Source organism: Arthrobacter sp. 10N44_2 (assembly GCF_056394385.1).
In genome coordinates this window covers 538,522-553,502 of sequence record NZ_JBFTHT010000001.1, presented here as the reverse complement: position 1 = coordinate 553,502, position 14,981 = coordinate 538,522, and the positions used below count along the sequence as shown (strand labels likewise).

The following is a 14,981-nucleotide window of genomic DNA, read 5'->3' as shown; positions in this document are numbered from 1 at the left end:
CAGTTCAGGTCGCGGGCGGGGACCGGTGTGCCGCTGCTACGGCGCGCCCTGGCCTGCCGGGTCTGTTCGTTCCGTTTGTGCTGCTTCTGCGGGAGGAGGTGCCTGCAGCTCGGGGGCGATGCCGAAGCAGAGCCAATCCGTGATCTGCCGCGCCATGGCCTCCTGGCCGGGCTTGGCCGGCCCGGGCGGGCTGGCGAGCCACTGTTCGCCGGCATTCCGGACCAGGCCGATCGCGGCGTTGGGCCAATAGCCGATCACGGCTTCCTTGTCCTGGCCGCCGCCCAGATGGCTGCGCATCGGCCGGGCAATCATGTCGCTGATGGCGGCGAAGAAGTGGCTCAAGGCTCCCGCCGTGGACATGGACGGGCCGGCCGTTTCGGCCTCGCCGGAAGCATGGCGCGTCACGAACGTGTAGACATTCGGGCTGGTCTCGGCCATTTGCAGGTACGCGGACACCATTGCGAACAGGCCTTCGCGGGGCGTCTGGGCGCTCTGGGCCGCCTCCTGGATGCGCCGCTGCATCTGGCTCAGGACCACCTCGCCCACGGCCTGCTGGAGTCCGGCTTTGTCGCCGAAATAGCGGTAGAACACGGACTTCGACGTTCCCGCGGCTGCGGCAATGTCCTCCATGGATGCGTCGCTGCCGAGGGCATGCACCGCCTTCCGGGCGGACTTGATCAGCTCCCGCCGCCGTTCCTCGCGGTGGGACTGCCAGCGGGAAGCGCGGCCGTCGACGGCGGCCTGCCCGGCGGGCACGGCGGCTTTGGGGATGTTCACGATACCCAGCGTATCAGGTACGCTGGGTATCGGTAATCGCTTTGATCGAAGGAGACAGCCCATGTCCGTCAACGGACAGTCAGTGCCCCGCCCCCAGCCAGCCGCCGCACCCGCCGCCGGGAAGATACAGCACGCCAGCGCGGGCCCGGCGCAACTCCGCAAGGCCGTGGTCGTGGGTGGCAACCGCATCCCGTTCGCCCGGACCGGAGGCGCGTACACGAAGTCCTCCAACCAGGACATGCTCACGGCCGCCCTGGATGGCCTGATCGCCCGCTTCGGCCTGCAGGACGAGCGGATCGGGGAAGTCGCTGCGGGGGCGGTCCTCAAGCACTCCCGGGATTTCAACCTCACCCGGGAAGCGGTGCTCGGCTCGGCCCTCTCCGCCGAGACCCCGGCGTATGACCTCCAGCAGGCCTGCGCCACCGGCCTGGAAACGGTGCTTGGCCTGGCGAACAAGATCAAGCTGGGCCAGATCGATTCCGCGATCGCCGGCGGCGTCGACTCGGCCTCTGACGCCCCCATCGCCGTCAGCGAGGGACTCCGCGAGGTGCTCCTTGACCTCAACCGCGCCAAGACGATGTCCCGGAAACTGCAGGTCCTCAGCCGGCTCCGTCCCAAGGATCTGGCGCCCGATGCCCCGAACACGGGGGAGCCGCGCACCGGCCTGTCGATGGGCGAGCACCAGGCGCTGACCACGGCGCAGTGGAAGATCACCCGCGAGGCCCAGGACGAGCTGGCCTTCAACAGCCACCGGAACCTGGCCGCGGCCTACGACGCCGGCTTCTTCGATGACCTCCTGACCCCCTACCGGGGACTGAGCCGCGACTCCAACCTGCGCGCCGACACGAGCCCGGAGAAACTGGCCACCCTCAAGCCCGTCTTCGGCAAGAACCTGGGCGCCGAGGCGACCATGACGGCCGGCAATTCCACCCCGCTGACAGATGGCGCCTCCACCGTTCTGCTGGCGTCCGAGGAATGGGCCGACGCCCACGACCTCCCCAAGCTCGCCGCGGTGATCGACGGCGAGGCTGCCGCCGTCGACTTTGTCCACGGCAAAGACGGGCTGCTCATGGCCCCGGCCTTCGCGGTGCCCCGGCTCCTCGCACGCCACAATCTCAGCCTCGCGGACATCGATTTCTTTGAGATCCACGAGGCTTTCGCCGGCACGGTGCTGAGCACCCTCGCTGCGTGGGAGGACGACGAATTCGGCCGCACCCGCCTGGGCCTGGACGGCGCCTTCGGCAGCATCGACCGGGCCAAGTTGAACGTCAATGGCTCCTCGCTGGCCGCCGGACACCCGTTTGCGGCCACGGGTGGCAGGATCGTGGCCTCGCTGGCGAAAATGCTGCACGAAAAGGGCGACGTCAACGGGCGTCCGGCCCGCGGCCTCGTGTCCATTTGCGCCGCCGGCGGCCAGGGCGTCGTCGCAATCCTCGAAGCACTCTAGGGAGAACCGGATGAGCGACAAGTACACCCGGCTGGTCAGCCACGGACTCGGCAAAGACCTCGCCAAGCGTCTCGGCCTCCCGCAGCCAGTGGTCCTCCGGCGGCACGAGCCCGGCCGCCGCCTCATCGACGGACCGGTCCTGGTCCAGGGATCAACCGGCGGCGCCGACGAGCTCGCCGCCACCCTGCTGGACTGGAACCTCGATGTCCGTCGCCACGCGATACCCAAGGAGAAGCTCGGCGCCATCATCCTGGTGCTGGACGAGCTGGCCCACCCGGGCGATCTTGAGAAACCGGTCCTCACCGCCGCCGCGTCGCTGCGTGACCTCGCCCCGAACGCCCGAGTCATCACCGTGTCCCGCACGGCGGGCTCGGCCACGGAACCGGCAACGGCGGCTGCCAGGCAGGGCGTGGACGGTCTGCTGCGGTCTTTGGCGAAGGAACTCCGTGCCGGCGCCACCGGCAACGGCATCCTGCTCGCCGACGGCGCCCGGACCACGAGCCCGGCAACACTGGGGGCGGTGAGGTTCTTCCTCTCGGGCCGCTCGGCGTTCGTGGACGGGCAGTTCCTGACCGTCAGCTCCGGCGCCGGCCAGCTGCCCGACGACGTCGAGAAGCCGCTGGCCGGCAAGGTGGCCGTGGTGACCGGCGCCGCACGCGGCATCGGGGCCGCGATTGCCCGCACCCTGTACCGCGACGGCGCCACGCTCATCCTCGTCGACATTCCGGCTGCGGGAGAGCATCTGGCGGCAGTGGCCAACGAGGTCCATGGGACGGCCCTGCAGCTGGACATCAGCCGCGACGACGCCGGCCAGCGGATCATCGGCCACGCCGCGGCACGGCACGGCCGGCTGGACATCATGATCCACAACGCAGGGATCACCCGGGACAAGCTCCTGGCCAACATGGACGCCGGCCGCTGGAACTCCGTGCTCGCCGTCAACATCGCCGCGCAGCTGCGGATCAATGAGGCCCTCCTGGCCTCGGAGCACTTCCAGGACTCGCCCCGGATCGTGTCCGTGGCCTCCACCAGCGGGATCGCCGGAAACCGCGGCCAGACCAACTATGCCGCGTCCAAGGCCGGCGTGATCGGCATGGTCCGCGCCACGGCGCCTCTCATCGGCGAGCGCGGCGGCTCCATCAACGCCGTGGCTCCGGGGTTCATTGAAACCGAGATGACGGCCAGGATCCCGTTCGCCACCCGCGAGGTGGCGCGGCGGCTCAACTCCCTGCAGCAGGGCGGCCGGCCGGGGGATGTTGCCGAGGCCATCGCGTTCCTGGCCAGCGACGCCGCGGGCGGGATTTCCGGGGAGGTGCTGCGCGTCTGCGGGCAGAACCTGGTGGGCGCATGAACGGTTTCCAGACCGTCATCCTGGGCGAGATGCCGGCCCTGTCCAAGCTCTACGTCAACGCGGCCGCCGCCGCGGCACGGCGCCGGGTCCTGGGCACCCACGGCGGCACCGAACTGCCCGCCTACATCCACGAGGTCCGTGGCGTGCGGGCCGACGTCGCCAATCTGACGGCGTATCAGCACCTGATCGGCGAGACCGCGAGCGATATCCTGCCTGCGGGCCTCATTCATGCCCTGGCATTTCCGCTGGCCATGAGCGTGATGAACCGGGACGATTTCCCGCTGCCCCTGCTGGGCATGATCCACCTGACGAACAGGGTGGTGCAGTCCGGGCCGGTCCTGTTCACGGAGGCCCTGGACATCCGGACCCGCGTGGAGAACCTGCGGGGGCACCGCGCCGGTACGCAGCTCGATGTCGTCGCGGAGGTGCGCGCCGCCGGGCAGGAAGAGGTCCTCTGGCGCGGGGTTTCGACCTACCTGGCCAAGGGGGTGTTCCTCCCGGGGATCGACAAGGCCTCGGTGGCCGTGCCGCCGTCGCCGTTCTCCGTGCCGGATCCCACGGCCCTGTGGCAGCTGGGCGTCGATACCGGGCGTGCCTACGCGGCTGTCTCCGGAGACTTCAACCCCATCCACCTGAGCGTCCTGACCGCCAAGGCCCTCGGGCAGCGGCGGTCCCTTGCCCACGGCATGTACCTCGCGTCGCGGGCACTGGCCGACGTCGGTGCCGTCAAAGGCGACGCGTTCAGCTGGGAGGTGGCCTTCGAGGCGCCCGTGTTCCTGCCCGCCCGGGTGGCGCTGGACATCAGCACCGTCCAGACCGAGGGCGGCGGCTGGCGGCGTTCGGACTACGTGGCGTGGAACCCGCTGTCCGGTCGCCGGCACTTCAGCGGATCGGTCGCCGCGCTGGATTAACCGGTACTGCCATAGCCGGGCAGGACAGACAGTCCGACGGCGGCATCCGCTGTGGGGTTACCCCGGCGGGAGCCGCCGTCGTTGTGCCTGCCGGTTGCTTAGGTTGCGGACGGGGTTTCGGACGGGTCCGCCGGTTGCTCTTCCGGCCGGCCGGGCTTCGCCACCCGCAGCATGCGGTGCATGCTCAAGAGAATGGATTCCACCGCGCTGGGGGCGTCGTGGGTGTGCGGCACCGAGCCAAGCCTGGCGGTGAGCTCGTTGATCGCCGCGTCGGCGGTGCGGGCCAGCTCGGCCTGGCGATCCGGGTTGTCCTCCTCCGTGGCTCGCAGCACGTCGCCGACGGCGGACATGGCGTCACCGAGGGGTGCCGCGTATTCGTCCGGAATCACGAACGGGGTGTCCTCGGCCCAGATGACGTCGGAGAGCACCTGGGTGACGTCCTGGACGTGGAATGTGAGCCGCTCCAGGTCCCGCAGGTTGCGGTAGTCGAGGGTGATGTCGCGCGGATGCAGCCGGCGGCGGGGATTGGCCCGGCGGCTGGCGTCAGCTTTCTCGACGGCGAGCCGCACTGAGCGGGCGTGCGCCGCGAGCGCTTCCGAGCGGCGGGACCAGTCAACATGCTCCGGCGGCCAGCTCTCCTTGAGCGCCTTGCCCATGTCCCAGAGCTGCTGGGCGAGCGCCTGGCGCAATTCCACGATGCTCAGGGCCGCGGCCCGGAAATGCAGCGGCGGGAAGACCAACAGATTCACGACGATGCCCACCGTGACGCCGACCGCCATCTGGAAAAGATACCCGAACGAGAACGAGTCCGGGTTGTGGCCGCCCACCAGCAGTACCAGCAGGGCCGCCGTCGGGATCCAGTCCCGGCCCGAACCGATCTTGGGCAGGCCGGCGAGGATAACGCCCAGTCCCATGACCACCGCGACCGTCCACGGCGACGGCGAGCCGAGGCTGAAAAGCATGAACGCCAGTCCCACCCCGATCGCCAGACCGACCAGCGCCTGCAGGCCCTGGCGCATGGAACCGGCAACGTTCTCGTACATGGCCACCAGGGCGCCGAGCGGGGCGTAGTAGGGGTAGTCAGCGGCGGAGCCCGGCATGAAGGGCGCGATCGCGAAAGCAATGCCCGCTGCCAGCGCCGCCTTCAGAGCCAGCTGGAGCCGCGGCCACACGAGCGCCGCCGCGACGCCGCTGGCCGCGCCATGGGCCCGTATGCGCAGCCAGGAGGGCGGCTTGTCTGTTGTCTTTTCTGGAGTGACCATCCCGGCTCACCCTAGGGCCGCGTGGTTGCTGCTACAAATGGACGAACCTGCTGCGGCGCCGCAGGAGCCTGCAGGGGGCCGGTCAGGACGCGGCGCGGGCGGCCCGCCGCACTGCCGCGGACAACCGCTGGGCCCGGCCGCTGGTCCGGCCTTCTTCGCTGCGGCGCGGCACGTACCCGAATCCGAGCCCGTAACCGGGATCCGCGAAGCCGAGGGCCGCGTTGGCGCCCTCGTGTCCGAAGGCCAGGTGGCTGCCGAAGTTCCGCCCCGGCTGGGGTTTCATGAACACGACGGCAAAGGCGTTGTCCTGCCCGGAGCACCGGTCCAGTCCCCACACCTGCTCAGCGGCCATGAGTTCGATGGTGGCCGGGCTCAGGAACGCGGGACCGCCGTCCACCCCGGTCGTGGCGGCGGCGTAGAGTCTGGCCAGTCCGTCGGCCGAGCCCACGCCGCCGGCGCTGCTCATTCCCGCGGCACGGACGACGCGGTGGTTGGGCAGTTCCATGATGGTGCTGACCGGCGCGTTGCTGTTCAGGCCGTCGAGGCTGAGCGGGTCCAGCCACGGCTGGGCCGGGTCAGGGTCGTAGAGCACCTCGCGGTACCGCGGTTCCTGGTCCTCGGGCAGGCCCAGGAAGAAGTCGATGCCCCGCGGGCGGCGGATACGCTCGTCGTAGAGCCGCTGGAGCGGCACTCCGGCGGTGCGGCGGCAGAGTTCCTCCATGAGGATCCCGATGGTCAGGGCGTGATAGCCGAAAGCCGTGCCCGGCCGCCACAGCGGCGCTGAGGCCGCGAGACAGCGGGCCGCCTCGGGTTCGGTGAAGTCGGCCAGGGCGAACCCGCCGGCGACGCCGGGCAGCCCGGCCTGGTGGGACAGCGCCTGCCGGACGGTGAGCAGGTCCTTGCCGTGGACGCCGAACTCCGGCCAATAGGACGCGACGGTCCGGTCCAGATCGAGAAGGTTGTCCTGGACGAGCACGGCGATGACCATGGCGGCGGCGCCCTTGGAACACGAGTACGTGCCCGTGATGTCGCCGGCAGCGAACCCCGGGCCGCCGCGGAGGTCCACCACTTTCGTTCCCAAACGGTAGACGGCCAATTGCGCGCTGTAGTCCTGGTCCTCGGAAAGGAAGGAGTCGAAGAGCTCACGCACCTCGGCGAACTCCCGGGTGGCAAAGCCGGCCGAGAGGGACTGCGCTGCGTGTTCCATGGACCCCATATTCATGACCAACACCCTAACGGCCGTCCCGGGCGCCGGCGGCTTCAGGCTGCGCCGTGTCCCGGGGCAACCTCTTCGCCGGCCCGGACCGGTCCCGGGGGTGTGCCGTCGCCGAACGGCCGGCCGCCGAGTTCTTCGCGGCCGTGCCCGGTGAGCCAGCTGCCCAGTTCCGGCCCGCGCGGGACGATTCCGGTGGGGTTGATGTCCTCATGCACGATGTAGTAGTGCTGCTTGATCTGCACAAAGTCGGTGGTGTCGCCGAAGCCGGGGGTCTGGAAGAGGTCCCGTGCATAGGCCCACAGCACCGGCATTTCACTGAGCTTTTGCCGGTTGCACTTGAAGTGCCCGTGGTAGACGGCGTCGAAGCGGGCCAGTGTGGTGAAGAGCCGGACGTCGGCCTCCGTGATCGTGTCGCCGACCAGGTACCGCTGGCCCGCCAGGCGTTCCTCGAGCCAGTCCAGGGCCGTCCAGAGCCGATCGTAGGCGGCGTTGTAGGCCTCCTGGGAACCGGCAAAGCCGCAGCGGTAGACGCCGTTGTTCACCTCGGTGAAGACACGCTTGTTGACGGCGTCTATTTCTTCCCTCAGGTGCTCCGGGTACAGCTCCGGCGCGCCGGCGCGGTGGTACTGGGTCCACTCCGTGGAAAAGTCGAGCGTGATCTGGGGGAAATTGTTGGTGACTACCTGCCCGCTGGGGACGTCCACGATCGCCGGGACGGTGATCCCGCGGGGGTAGTCGGGGAAGCGGCGGAAGTAGGCGTCCTGGATGCGTTCGATTCCGAGGACCGGATCCAAGCCGTCCGGGTCGAGGTCGAAGGTCCAGGACCGGGCGTCGTGGGTGGGGCCGGGCTGGCCGAGCGAGATGACCGCCTCCAGGCCGAGGAGCCGGCGCACGATCACCGTGCGGTTGGCCCACGGGCAGGCGCGCGCTGCGATGAGGCGGTAGCGGCCAGGTTCCACGGGCCAGCCGGGTTCGCCGTGGGCGCCCGTGGCACCGTCCCGGGTGATCCGGTCCTCAATGTAGTTGGTATCCCGGGTGAATTCCTCGCCGCCGGTCACATACGCGCCCTTGGTGCTGAATCCCGGATCGTCGGTGTGGGTACTCAGGCTCATGGTCCCAGCCTAAGGCCGGGAAGGGAACGGCCCGAACGCGGCCGTGAACACGGGCGCCATCGGCTGCCAGGCAAACCACCATGCCCCGGCCACAACCACGGCGAAGAGGGCAATCCACACCGCGGCGGGGATGGAGGTGGCCCGGGCCAGCAGATAGGCGTCCGACGTCGGGAGCCTGTCCCGGTGCCGCAAATGGACGTTGGCCAGTTTGCCGAGGTCCCTGACGGCAGCGACCAGTAGCGCCAGGCCCAGCACGATCATCACGTGGCCGTTGAATACCGGCGGCACGAACAGCACCAGGAGCGCCGAGGCCAGTACGGCGGCGGCGGTGATGAGGAGACCCACGCCGTTGCGGAGGAACAGGAAGGATGCCAGGAGGATGAGCGTGCCCACCGACATCGCGGCCGGCCCCCAGCCGTTGAAACCGCACCAGACCATCGCCGCCCCGACGACGGCCGGCACGGGGTAGCCCCAGAACGTCGACCAGGCGGCGGAGAGGCGGCTCCTGCTGTACGTCGTGGTGGTGCCGGAGTGGTCCAGGCCCAGCCGGATGCCTCCGAGCCGCTGGCCGGTGGTAAGGGCGGCAAACGCGTGGCCGAGTTCGTGGGTCACGGTGGCGAGCAGGCCAAAGTAGCGCCAGGACAGGCGGGGCAGGGAGACGGCCACTGCCAGCAGGACCACCGCAACGAGCTCAATACTGCTCACATGCGGGCTGGGGGCGTGGGTGAATCCGGCAACGATCCGCTCCCACCATGTCAGGGCCAGGTTCGGTTCCCCCAGCAGGCCGGGCGGGGTCATGCCCTGCCCGAGGCATGCGCGATGCAGTACGCGGTCCAGGGCCTGGCCTCCAGCCGGTCCTCGGGGATCGGGGTGGCGCATACAGCGCAGATTCCGTAGGTGCCCTCGTCCATCCGCGCGAGAGCGGCATCGATCTGCAGCAGGGAAGCCCTGCTCTGTTCCAGGAGCGCGGAGGCCTGGGATAGTTCGAAGGCGATCGTTGTGCCCTCGGGGTCGTGTTCGTCGTCGACGTTGGAGTCGAGGCGGGCGGCATTGACCGAGGTGATGTCCCGGCGGAGGGCGGGCAGGAGGGCAAGCTTCCGGTCACGTTCCTCGCGCAGGAGGATCCGGAACCGTTCGACGTCAACCATAGGCTTCAAGGCTAGCGCGGCCGCTGCGGGGGCGCCTAAACGGGCCGAAGGAGCCGTCCGCGCCGGGAGCCGGCCAAGGACTCAACGAACTGGTAGATGATTCCCACATCCACGGAAAGAGCGCGGGCGGTGGGGGCAGCGTCTAGAGTGGGCGCATGGTGGACCAGACGCACCCCGAGACCCCCGCAAACCCCGAGGACCGTCCAAACCCCGATCATCCTGCAGACGCCGGCAACGCCGCGGCCCCCGGGAGTCCAGGGCAGACCGGGGACGCTGATACGGCCGACGCGCTCCTGCGCGAACTCGCCGCAGCCTATGGCGTCGACACCAGCTACTGGGGCTGGGACGGAGTGCAGCGTTCCGTGGCCGCCGGGACCCTGCAGGACGTGCTGGCGGCCCTCGGAGTCCCCGCCAACGGGCCCCAGGAACAGCAACGCTCCCTGGCCGAGTCCCGGCTGGCACCCTGGCGGCGCATCCTGCCCCCGGTCCTTGTAGTGAGGGAGGGACAGGAGTCCCGCGTCGAGGTCCACGTCCCGCACGGAAGCGAGGTCCGCGTCTGGATCGACGCCGAGGACGGAAGCAGCTATGAGGCCGCCCAGCGGGAGAACTGGGACCAGCCGGTCGACGTCGACGGCGTTCTCACGGGACGTGCCACGTTCGCCATACCCGGCGGCCTCGGTCTCGGCTGGCACACCTTGAGAGCCGACGCCGCGGGCACGGCGGCGCAGTGTCCGCTGGTTGTTACGCCAGACCGGCTCCGCGCCTCGGCCCTGCTCAAGGAACGCCGCACCTGGGGACTGACGGCCCAGCTGTACTCCGTGCGGTCCTCCCGGTCCTGGGGGATTGGCGACTTCGCCGATCTCGGGGACCTCGCCGAGGTTGCGGGGGAGCAGGGGGCCGGGTTTGTGCTGGTCAATCCGCTGCATGCCGCCGAACCAGTGCCGCCGGTCGAGGACTCCCCGTACCTGCCCACCACGCGGCGCTTTTTCAACCCGCTCTACCTGCGGGTGGAGGAAATCCCGGAATACGGTTACCTGGACGCAGCCGGCCGGGCCGAGGTGGCACGCCTGGCCGAAGGCCTGCAGGCGGCCAACCGTTCCCGGGACCTCCTGGACCGCAACGCCAGCTACGCGGCAAAGCTCGCCGCCCTGGAACGCGTGTTTGCGGTCCGCCGCGGGCCGGCCCGCACCCGCCAGTTCGCCGGCTTCTGCGCCGAGCAGGGGCAGGGGCTCGAGGACTTTGCGCTGTGGTCTGCGCTCGCCGAAGAGCTGCCGCCGTCGGCGCCGGAATGGGCCGGAGCGGCGGCATCCCCGGCGTCGCCCTACTGTGTCGAGCAGCGGCCGAGGCTGGCAGCCCGGATCGAATTCCACTGCTGGCTGCAGTGGCTCTGCGACCAGCAGCTCGAGGCGGCCCAGCGTTCGGCACGCCAGGCGGGGATGGGGATCGGCGTCGTCCATGACCTCGCCGTCGGGGTAAAACCCGGCGGCGCCGACGCCTGGACCCTCTCCGGCGTACTTGCCCGGGGCGTGAGCGTTGGTGCGCCTCCGGACATGTTCAACCAGCTGGGCCAGAACTGGTCGCAGCCGCCATGGCATCCGGGCCGGCTCGCCGAATCCGGCTATGCCGCCTACCGGGACATGCTCCGGACCGTGCTGCGGCACGCCGGCGGCATCCGGGTGGACCACATCCTCGGCCTGTTCCGGTTGTGGTGGATCCCCGAGGGCGGGGGGCCGGAGAGCGGCACGTATGTGCACTACGACCACGAGGCGCTCATCGGCATCCTTGCCCTCGAGGCGCAACGGGCCGGGGCGATCTTGATTGGCGAAGACCTGGGGGTGTTCGAGCCGTGGGTCCGCGGCTACCTGGCCGAGCGGGGGATATTCGGCACGTCGATCCTGTGGTTCGAACACGACGCCGATGGCCCGATTCCGCCGGAGCACTACCGCGAGCAGTGCCTGACCAGCGTCAACACCCACGATCTGCCCCCGACGGCGGGCTACCTCGCCGGTGAACACGTCACCTTGCGCGAATCGCTCGGGCTGTTGCGGCGGCCCGTGGCGGAAGAACGCGCCGAGGCCGCGGCCGAGCAGGAGGCCGTGCTGGCCCGGGTCCGGGCACGCGGCCTGCTGGCGGAAAATGGCACGGACGTCCGGACCACGGTGGAGGCGCTGTACGCCTACACGGCGCTGGCCCCGTCAGCGCTGCTGGGGGTGGCGCTGGTCGACGCCGTGGGGGAGACCCGGACCCAGAACCAGCCGGGCACCAGCACCGAATACCCGAACTGGCGCATTCCGCTGGCCGCTCCCGAGGGTGTGGTGCTGATAGACGACCTGCCGGACAACGAGCGGTTCCTGTCCCTGCTGGGCACCGTCCGCGGCGCGCTGCATCCCGGAGGGAGGCCGGACACGGGGGAGCCGGACCGTGGACCGGGCGCGGGCAGCTTCTTGACCTGAGCCTGGCCTGAGGCCGGGAATGCAGACAGCATTGGCCGCACCAATACCGGCCGCTAGCATGGACCGATGACGCGGATCGGCCGACTCTCCCTGGCCGGCGGATGGGCGCTGGCGATGCTGCTGGCGGGGTGCACGTCGGTGCAGCCCCTCCAGGCCGGCCCGCCTTCGCAGTCCCCATCTGCCGAGTCCCCACCGGCCGGGTCCCTGCCTGCCGGGCCGGCGGGGACCGAATCGCCGCCCACGTCCCCCGGCCAGGACACGCCCGCCGCGACCCCGCCACCATCCCCGTATTTCGCGCAGCCGGCCCCGCACCCCGCTCCGGGCGGGCAGGCCAGCGGCGGAATCGCGCACATTGTGGTCATCGTCCAGGAGAACAAGGCGGCCTCGCAGATCATGGGCGCCAGCGAAGCGGGCTACTTCAACAAGCTTGCAGCGGAATTCTCCGTGGCCGCCAACTATCGGGCCATCACCCACCCGAGCCTGCCCAACTATCTCGCCCTCACGAGCGGAACCAGCGCGGGGATCACTAGCGACTGCAAGCCGGACTCGTGCACCGCCGATGTGCGCTCGATCGCCGATGAGATCACCCAATCCGGACGGACCTGGAAAATGTACGCCGAGGGCATGCCCGCGCCCTGCGCCGCGCATGACTCCCGCCGGTATGCGGTGAAGCATAATCCGTTCATGTATTACCCTGCCGTGACGGACGACGTGGCCTCCTGCTCGGACCATGTTGTTCCGTATGACCGGCTGGGGCAGGACCTGCGGTCGCCGTCGACCCTGCCGGACTACTCTTTCATCAGCCCGGACATGTGCAACGACACCCACGACTGCTCCATCGGCACCGGAGACGACTGGCTCGCCCGCGAAGTGCCGAGGATCCTGGGATCCCCGGCCTTCACGACGCAGAACTCCCTGCTGGTGATCACGTGGGATGAAGGCAGCAAAGACGACAACCGGGTGGCTACGGTTTTTGCCGGCCCGGCAGCGCGGAAGCACTTCACATCCAATGCCGCCTACTCGCACTATTCCTTGCTGCACACCATCGAGGACGTGTGGGGGCTGAGCCCCCTGACCGATGATGTCCGCAATGCGCCGCTCATGGGTGAATTGCTGAACCACTAGCGGTCAGCCTATTCCCGGCCAATACACAGGAACCACTGCCCATAATGGACCCGAAGCTCCGGTCAACCGCTATTTGACCGGAGCTTCGCCACATCCGCCTGCACCGCCGGCGGTGTCCGCCCGGGTGAAGCTAGGGCTTGGCCTCGACGAGGAAGACCAGGGTCTCGGGCAGTACGCCGTCGTAGGCCATCGCCTCGCCCATTACGTCATTTTGCATCGCGGCCATGAGGGCATCCACGTCAGGGACATCCATCATCACTGCGACTTGCGTCGGGTTCTCGGGGTTGACGAACGTACGAATGTTGGTGATCCCCAGTGGGCCGAACACCTCTTCGCGCTTCGGCGAGGCAAGCCAATGATCCTTGTCCTTGACATCGTGGTGGCCGATTATGGTTGGCATGGCGGTCCTCTCGCAGGGGGCCAGCGGTCCGCCGGCCCACTGCTCCGAAAGTTACTCGCCGCCGCATGCCCGGGCAAGTCATTTTTCCAGCCTCATACCGCGCGTCTGTGTGCCTTACGGAGGGCCGCCGCCCTGAACTGGGCGGCCGCCCGTCCCCAGCGCCCGGTTCCCGTGACAATCTCCTCCGATAGGGGCCTTTGGGCACAAGCCCGGCGCGTGCGGGAGTTCCTAAAATGAAGCATGGCCGCCGACGCGATCGAGGTGGAACGCAAGTACAGCCCTTCGGAATCCGACGCCCTCCCGCCACTGGCATCAATCCCAGGGGTAGATCGCGCCGGGCAGCCCGTCAACGAATTGCTGGACGCCGTCTACTTTGATACCAAAGCACTGGCATTGGCCAGGCAACGGATCACCCTGTGCCGGCGGTCAGGCGGTCGGGATGCAGGATGGCATCTCAAACTGCCGGTCGCCGTGGGGGAGCGCCGGGCGATTCGGGAGCCGCTTGGCGGCGATCAGGATGCCGTGCCGGAAAATTTGCGGCAGCTGGTGCTCGTCCACACCCGCTGCCACGCGCTGATGCCGGTTGCACACATCCGGACCAGCCGGAGGGTCACGCGGTTGTACGCCGCCGACGGCGCAGTCCTTGCCAACTTCAGTGACGACCGTGTCGAGGCCCAATCCCTGCTAACCCGCGCGGGACCGTCGCGGTGGCGGGAATGGGAACTGGAACTCGCCGGCGGCCCCCGTCGGCTGCTGCAGGACGCCGACGCTCTGTGCGCCGCAGAGGGAGTCACCATCGCCACCCACCCGTCCAAGCTCGCCCGGGCGCTCGGACCGGACTATCCGGAGAATCCGGGCACGGTTCCGAAACCGAGCCCGAGCGGGCCGGCCTCGGACGTCATGCTCTCGTACGTATCCCAACAGATACGCGCCGTGAAGCTGCATGATCCTCGCGTCCGGGTCAATGCGCCCGATGCCGTGCATCAATTCCGGGTGGCCGCCCGCCGGCTGCGGTCGGCACTGGCAACCTTTCGAACGCTCACAGATACGACGTCGGCCAGGTTCCTTAGCGGCGAGCTCCAGTGGCTCGCCGGCAACGTGGGCCAGGCCCGGGACGCCGAGGTCATCCGTGCCCGGCTGACGCAAATGATCAGTGCCGAACCTCCGGAGCTGTTAATCGGGCCAGTCGCGCAGCAGATCCAGGAGCACCTCGGCACTGTCCAGCAACAGGGCCTTGCCGCCGGACTGGCGGCGCTGGACAGCACCCGCTACTTCCGCCTCCTCGATGCCCTCGATGCCTTCCTTGCGGTACCTCCGCTGAGCGGCGGGGCAGGCAATGATGCGCCGGGGACGGTTGGCCGGCTCGTCTCCGCGGAACGAAAACGCCTCAAGGCGGCGGTCCGGTCCCTTGACGGCGGCACAGGCGGGACACCGCAGGATGCCGCATTGCATGAAGTTCCGAAGGCTGCCAAGCGGCTGCGCTATGCCGCAGAGGCGGCTACCCCCATTTTCGGCACTCAAGCAACGAACGTTGCCCGGGCCGCGGAGGGCATCCAGGAGATCCTCGGAGACTTCCAGGACAGCGTCGTCACCCGGGAAACCCTACTGGTGCTGGCGGGGCAGGCCGCGGATGCCCCCGGCAGCGGATTTACCTTCGGGCGCCTGCACGCCCTCGAGCAGCAGCGCGGCAACGAAGCCCGCTTGCGGTTCTACGATGCGTGGCAACAGTCCAGGCCGAAACCCCTGCGCTGGGCCTAGCCACCGCGTCCGAACGCCGGG

Annotated in this window: 13 protein-coding genes; 6 read left to right on the top strand and 7 right to left on the bottom strand. The window is 69.2% G+C overall.

The window, feature by feature from the left end; translation table 11 throughout:
- Positions 1–36: 36 nt before the first annotated feature.
- Positions 37–777: a TetR family transcriptional regulator gene (locus AC1DBX_RS02695; RefSeq protein WP_476855897.1), complete on the bottom strand. Its 741-nt coding sequence runs from the start codon at positions 775–777 to the stop codon at positions 37–39.
- Between the two features lie 61 nt (positions 778–838).
- Between AC1DBX_RS02695 and AC1DBX_RS02690 the strand changes: the two genes are divergently transcribed.
- The 3 genes from AC1DBX_RS02690 to AC1DBX_RS02680 are packed head-to-tail and all read left to right on the top strand — an operon-like array spanning position 839 to position 4,486.
- Positions 839–2,224, top strand: a complete 1,386-nt coding sequence (locus tag AC1DBX_RS02690; protein ID WP_476931023.1) for an acetyl-CoA C-acetyltransferase — start codon at positions 839–841, stop codon at positions 2,222–2,224.
- Between the two features lie 10 nt (positions 2,225–2,234).
- A complete protein-coding gene (locus AC1DBX_RS02685; RefSeq protein ID WP_476931022.1) occupies positions 2,235–3,575 on the top strand; it encodes a 3-oxoacyl-ACP reductase in 1,341 nt (446 codons plus the stop codon).
- A complete protein-coding gene (locus tag AC1DBX_RS02680) occupies positions 3,572–4,486 on the top strand; it encodes a MaoC family dehydratase (protein WP_476870781.1) in 915 nt (304 codons plus the stop codon). The genes AC1DBX_RS02685 and AC1DBX_RS02680 overlap by 4 nt, the downstream gene beginning before the upstream one ends.
- Positions 4,487–4,584: 98 nt before the next feature.
- Here AC1DBX_RS02680 and AC1DBX_RS02675 read toward each other — a convergent pair whose 3' ends face one another.
- The 5 genes from AC1DBX_RS02675 to AC1DBX_RS02655 form a co-directional block, all read right to left on the bottom strand.
- Positions 4,585–5,748, bottom strand: coding sequence for an FUSC family protein (locus AC1DBX_RS02675; RefSeq protein WP_476850938.1), 1,164 nt, complete (start codon positions 5,746–5,748; stop codon positions 4,585–4,587).
- 82 nt (positions 5,749–5,830) lie between these two features.
- Positions 5,831–6,955, bottom strand: a complete 1,125-nt coding sequence (locus AC1DBX_RS02670) for a serine hydrolase domain-containing protein (RefSeq protein ID WP_476850937.1) — start codon at positions 6,953–6,955, stop codon at positions 5,831–5,833.
- Between the two features lie 53 nt (positions 6,956–7,008).
- Positions 7,009–8,076, bottom strand: a complete 1,068-nt coding sequence (locus AC1DBX_RS02665; RefSeq protein WP_476931021.1) for a glutathione S-transferase family protein — start codon at positions 8,074–8,076, stop codon at positions 7,009–7,011.
- A gap of 9 nt (positions 8,077–8,085) precedes the next feature.
- Positions 8,086–8,874 carry a M50 family metallopeptidase gene (locus tag AC1DBX_RS02660; RefSeq protein WP_476850935.1) on the bottom strand — a complete coding sequence of 263 codons (789 nt, stop codon included), beginning with the start codon at positions 8,872–8,874 and terminating at the stop codon, positions 8,086–8,088.
- Positions 8,871–9,224 carry a TraR/DksA family transcriptional regulator gene (locus tag AC1DBX_RS02655; RefSeq protein ID WP_476850934.1) on the bottom strand — a complete coding sequence of 118 codons (354 nt, stop codon included), beginning with the start codon at positions 9,222–9,224 and terminating at the stop codon, positions 8,871–8,873. The genes AC1DBX_RS02660 and AC1DBX_RS02655 overlap by 4 nt, the downstream gene beginning before the upstream one ends.
- 155 nt (positions 9,225–9,379) lie before the next feature.
- On the opposite strand from AC1DBX_RS02655, the gene malQ reads away from it, so the two are divergent.
- Positions 9,380–11,677, top strand: coding sequence for a 4-alpha-glucanotransferase (malQ, locus tag AC1DBX_RS02650; RefSeq protein WP_476931020.1), 2,298 nt, complete (start codon positions 9,380–9,382; stop codon positions 11,675–11,677).
- Between the two features lie 66 nt (positions 11,678–11,743).
- A complete protein-coding gene (locus AC1DBX_RS02645; protein ID WP_476850932.1) occupies positions 11,744–12,802 on the top strand; it encodes an alkaline phosphatase family protein in 1,059 nt (352 codons plus the stop codon).
- Between the two features lie 130 nt (positions 12,803–12,932).
- On the opposite strand, the gene AC1DBX_RS02640 is transcribed toward AC1DBX_RS02645, so the two are convergent.
- The gene (locus AC1DBX_RS02640) at positions 12,933–13,202 is read right to left on the bottom strand and encodes a hypothetical protein (protein WP_230011455.1); all 270 of its coding nucleotides are present in this window, start codon (positions 13,200–13,202) and stop codon (positions 12,933–12,935) included.
- Positions 13,203–13,442: 240 nt separating this feature from the next.
- Between AC1DBX_RS02640 and AC1DBX_RS02635 the strand changes: the two genes are divergently transcribed.
- Positions 13,443–14,960, top strand: coding sequence for a CYTH and CHAD domain-containing protein (locus tag AC1DBX_RS02635; RefSeq protein ID WP_476931019.1), 1,518 nt, complete (start codon positions 13,443–13,445; stop codon positions 14,958–14,960).
- Positions 14,961–14,981: the final 21 nt, after the last annotated feature.

What these genes read in the sequence shown, in the direction of transcription:
- AC1DBX_RS02645 (WP_476850932.1), top strand. Translation starts at nt 11,744, where the DNA reads ATGACGCGGATCGGCCGACTCTCCCTGGCCGGCGGATGGGCGCTGGCG.
- malQ (WP_476931020.1), top strand. Translation starts at nt 9,380, where the DNA reads ATGGTGGACCAGACGCACCCCGAGACCCCCGCAAACCCCGAGGACCGT.
- AC1DBX_RS02680 (WP_476870781.1), top strand. Translation starts at nt 3,572, where the DNA reads ATGAACGGTTTCCAGACCGTCATCCTGGGCGAGATGCCGGCCCTGTCC.
- AC1DBX_RS02665 (WP_476931021.1), bottom strand. Translation starts at nt 8,076, where the DNA reads ATGAGCCTGAGTACCCACACCGACGATCCGGGATTCAGCACCAAGGGC.
- AC1DBX_RS02640 (WP_230011455.1), bottom strand. Translation starts at nt 13,202, where the DNA reads ATGCCAACCATAATCGGCCACCACGATGTCAAGGACAAGGATCATTGG.
- AC1DBX_RS02655 (WP_476850934.1), bottom strand. Translation starts at nt 9,224, where the DNA reads ATGGTTGACGTCGAACGGTTCCGGATCCTCCTGCGCGAGGAACGTGAC.
- AC1DBX_RS02660 (WP_476850935.1), bottom strand. Translation starts at nt 8,874, where the DNA reads ATGACCCCGCCCGGCCTGCTGGGGGAACCGAACCTGGCCCTGACATGG.
- AC1DBX_RS02635 (WP_476931019.1), top strand. Translation starts at nt 13,443, where the DNA reads ATGGCCGCCGACGCGATCGAGGTGGAACGCAAGTACAGCCCTTCGGAA.
- AC1DBX_RS02675 (WP_476850938.1), bottom strand. Translation starts at nt 5,748, where the DNA reads ATGGTCACTCCAGAAAAGACAACAGACAAGCCGCCCTCCTGGCTGCGC.
- AC1DBX_RS02685 (WP_476931022.1), top strand. Translation starts at nt 2,235, where the DNA reads ATGAGCGACAAGTACACCCGGCTGGTCAGCCACGGACTCGGCAAAGAC.
- AC1DBX_RS02670 (WP_476850937.1), bottom strand. Translation starts at nt 6,955, where the DNA reads ATGGAACACGCAGCGCAGTCCCTCTCGGCCGGCTTTGCCACCCGGGAG.
- AC1DBX_RS02690 (WP_476931023.1), top strand. Translation starts at nt 839, where the DNA reads ATGTCCGTCAACGGACAGTCAGTGCCCCGCCCCCAGCCAGCCGCCGCA.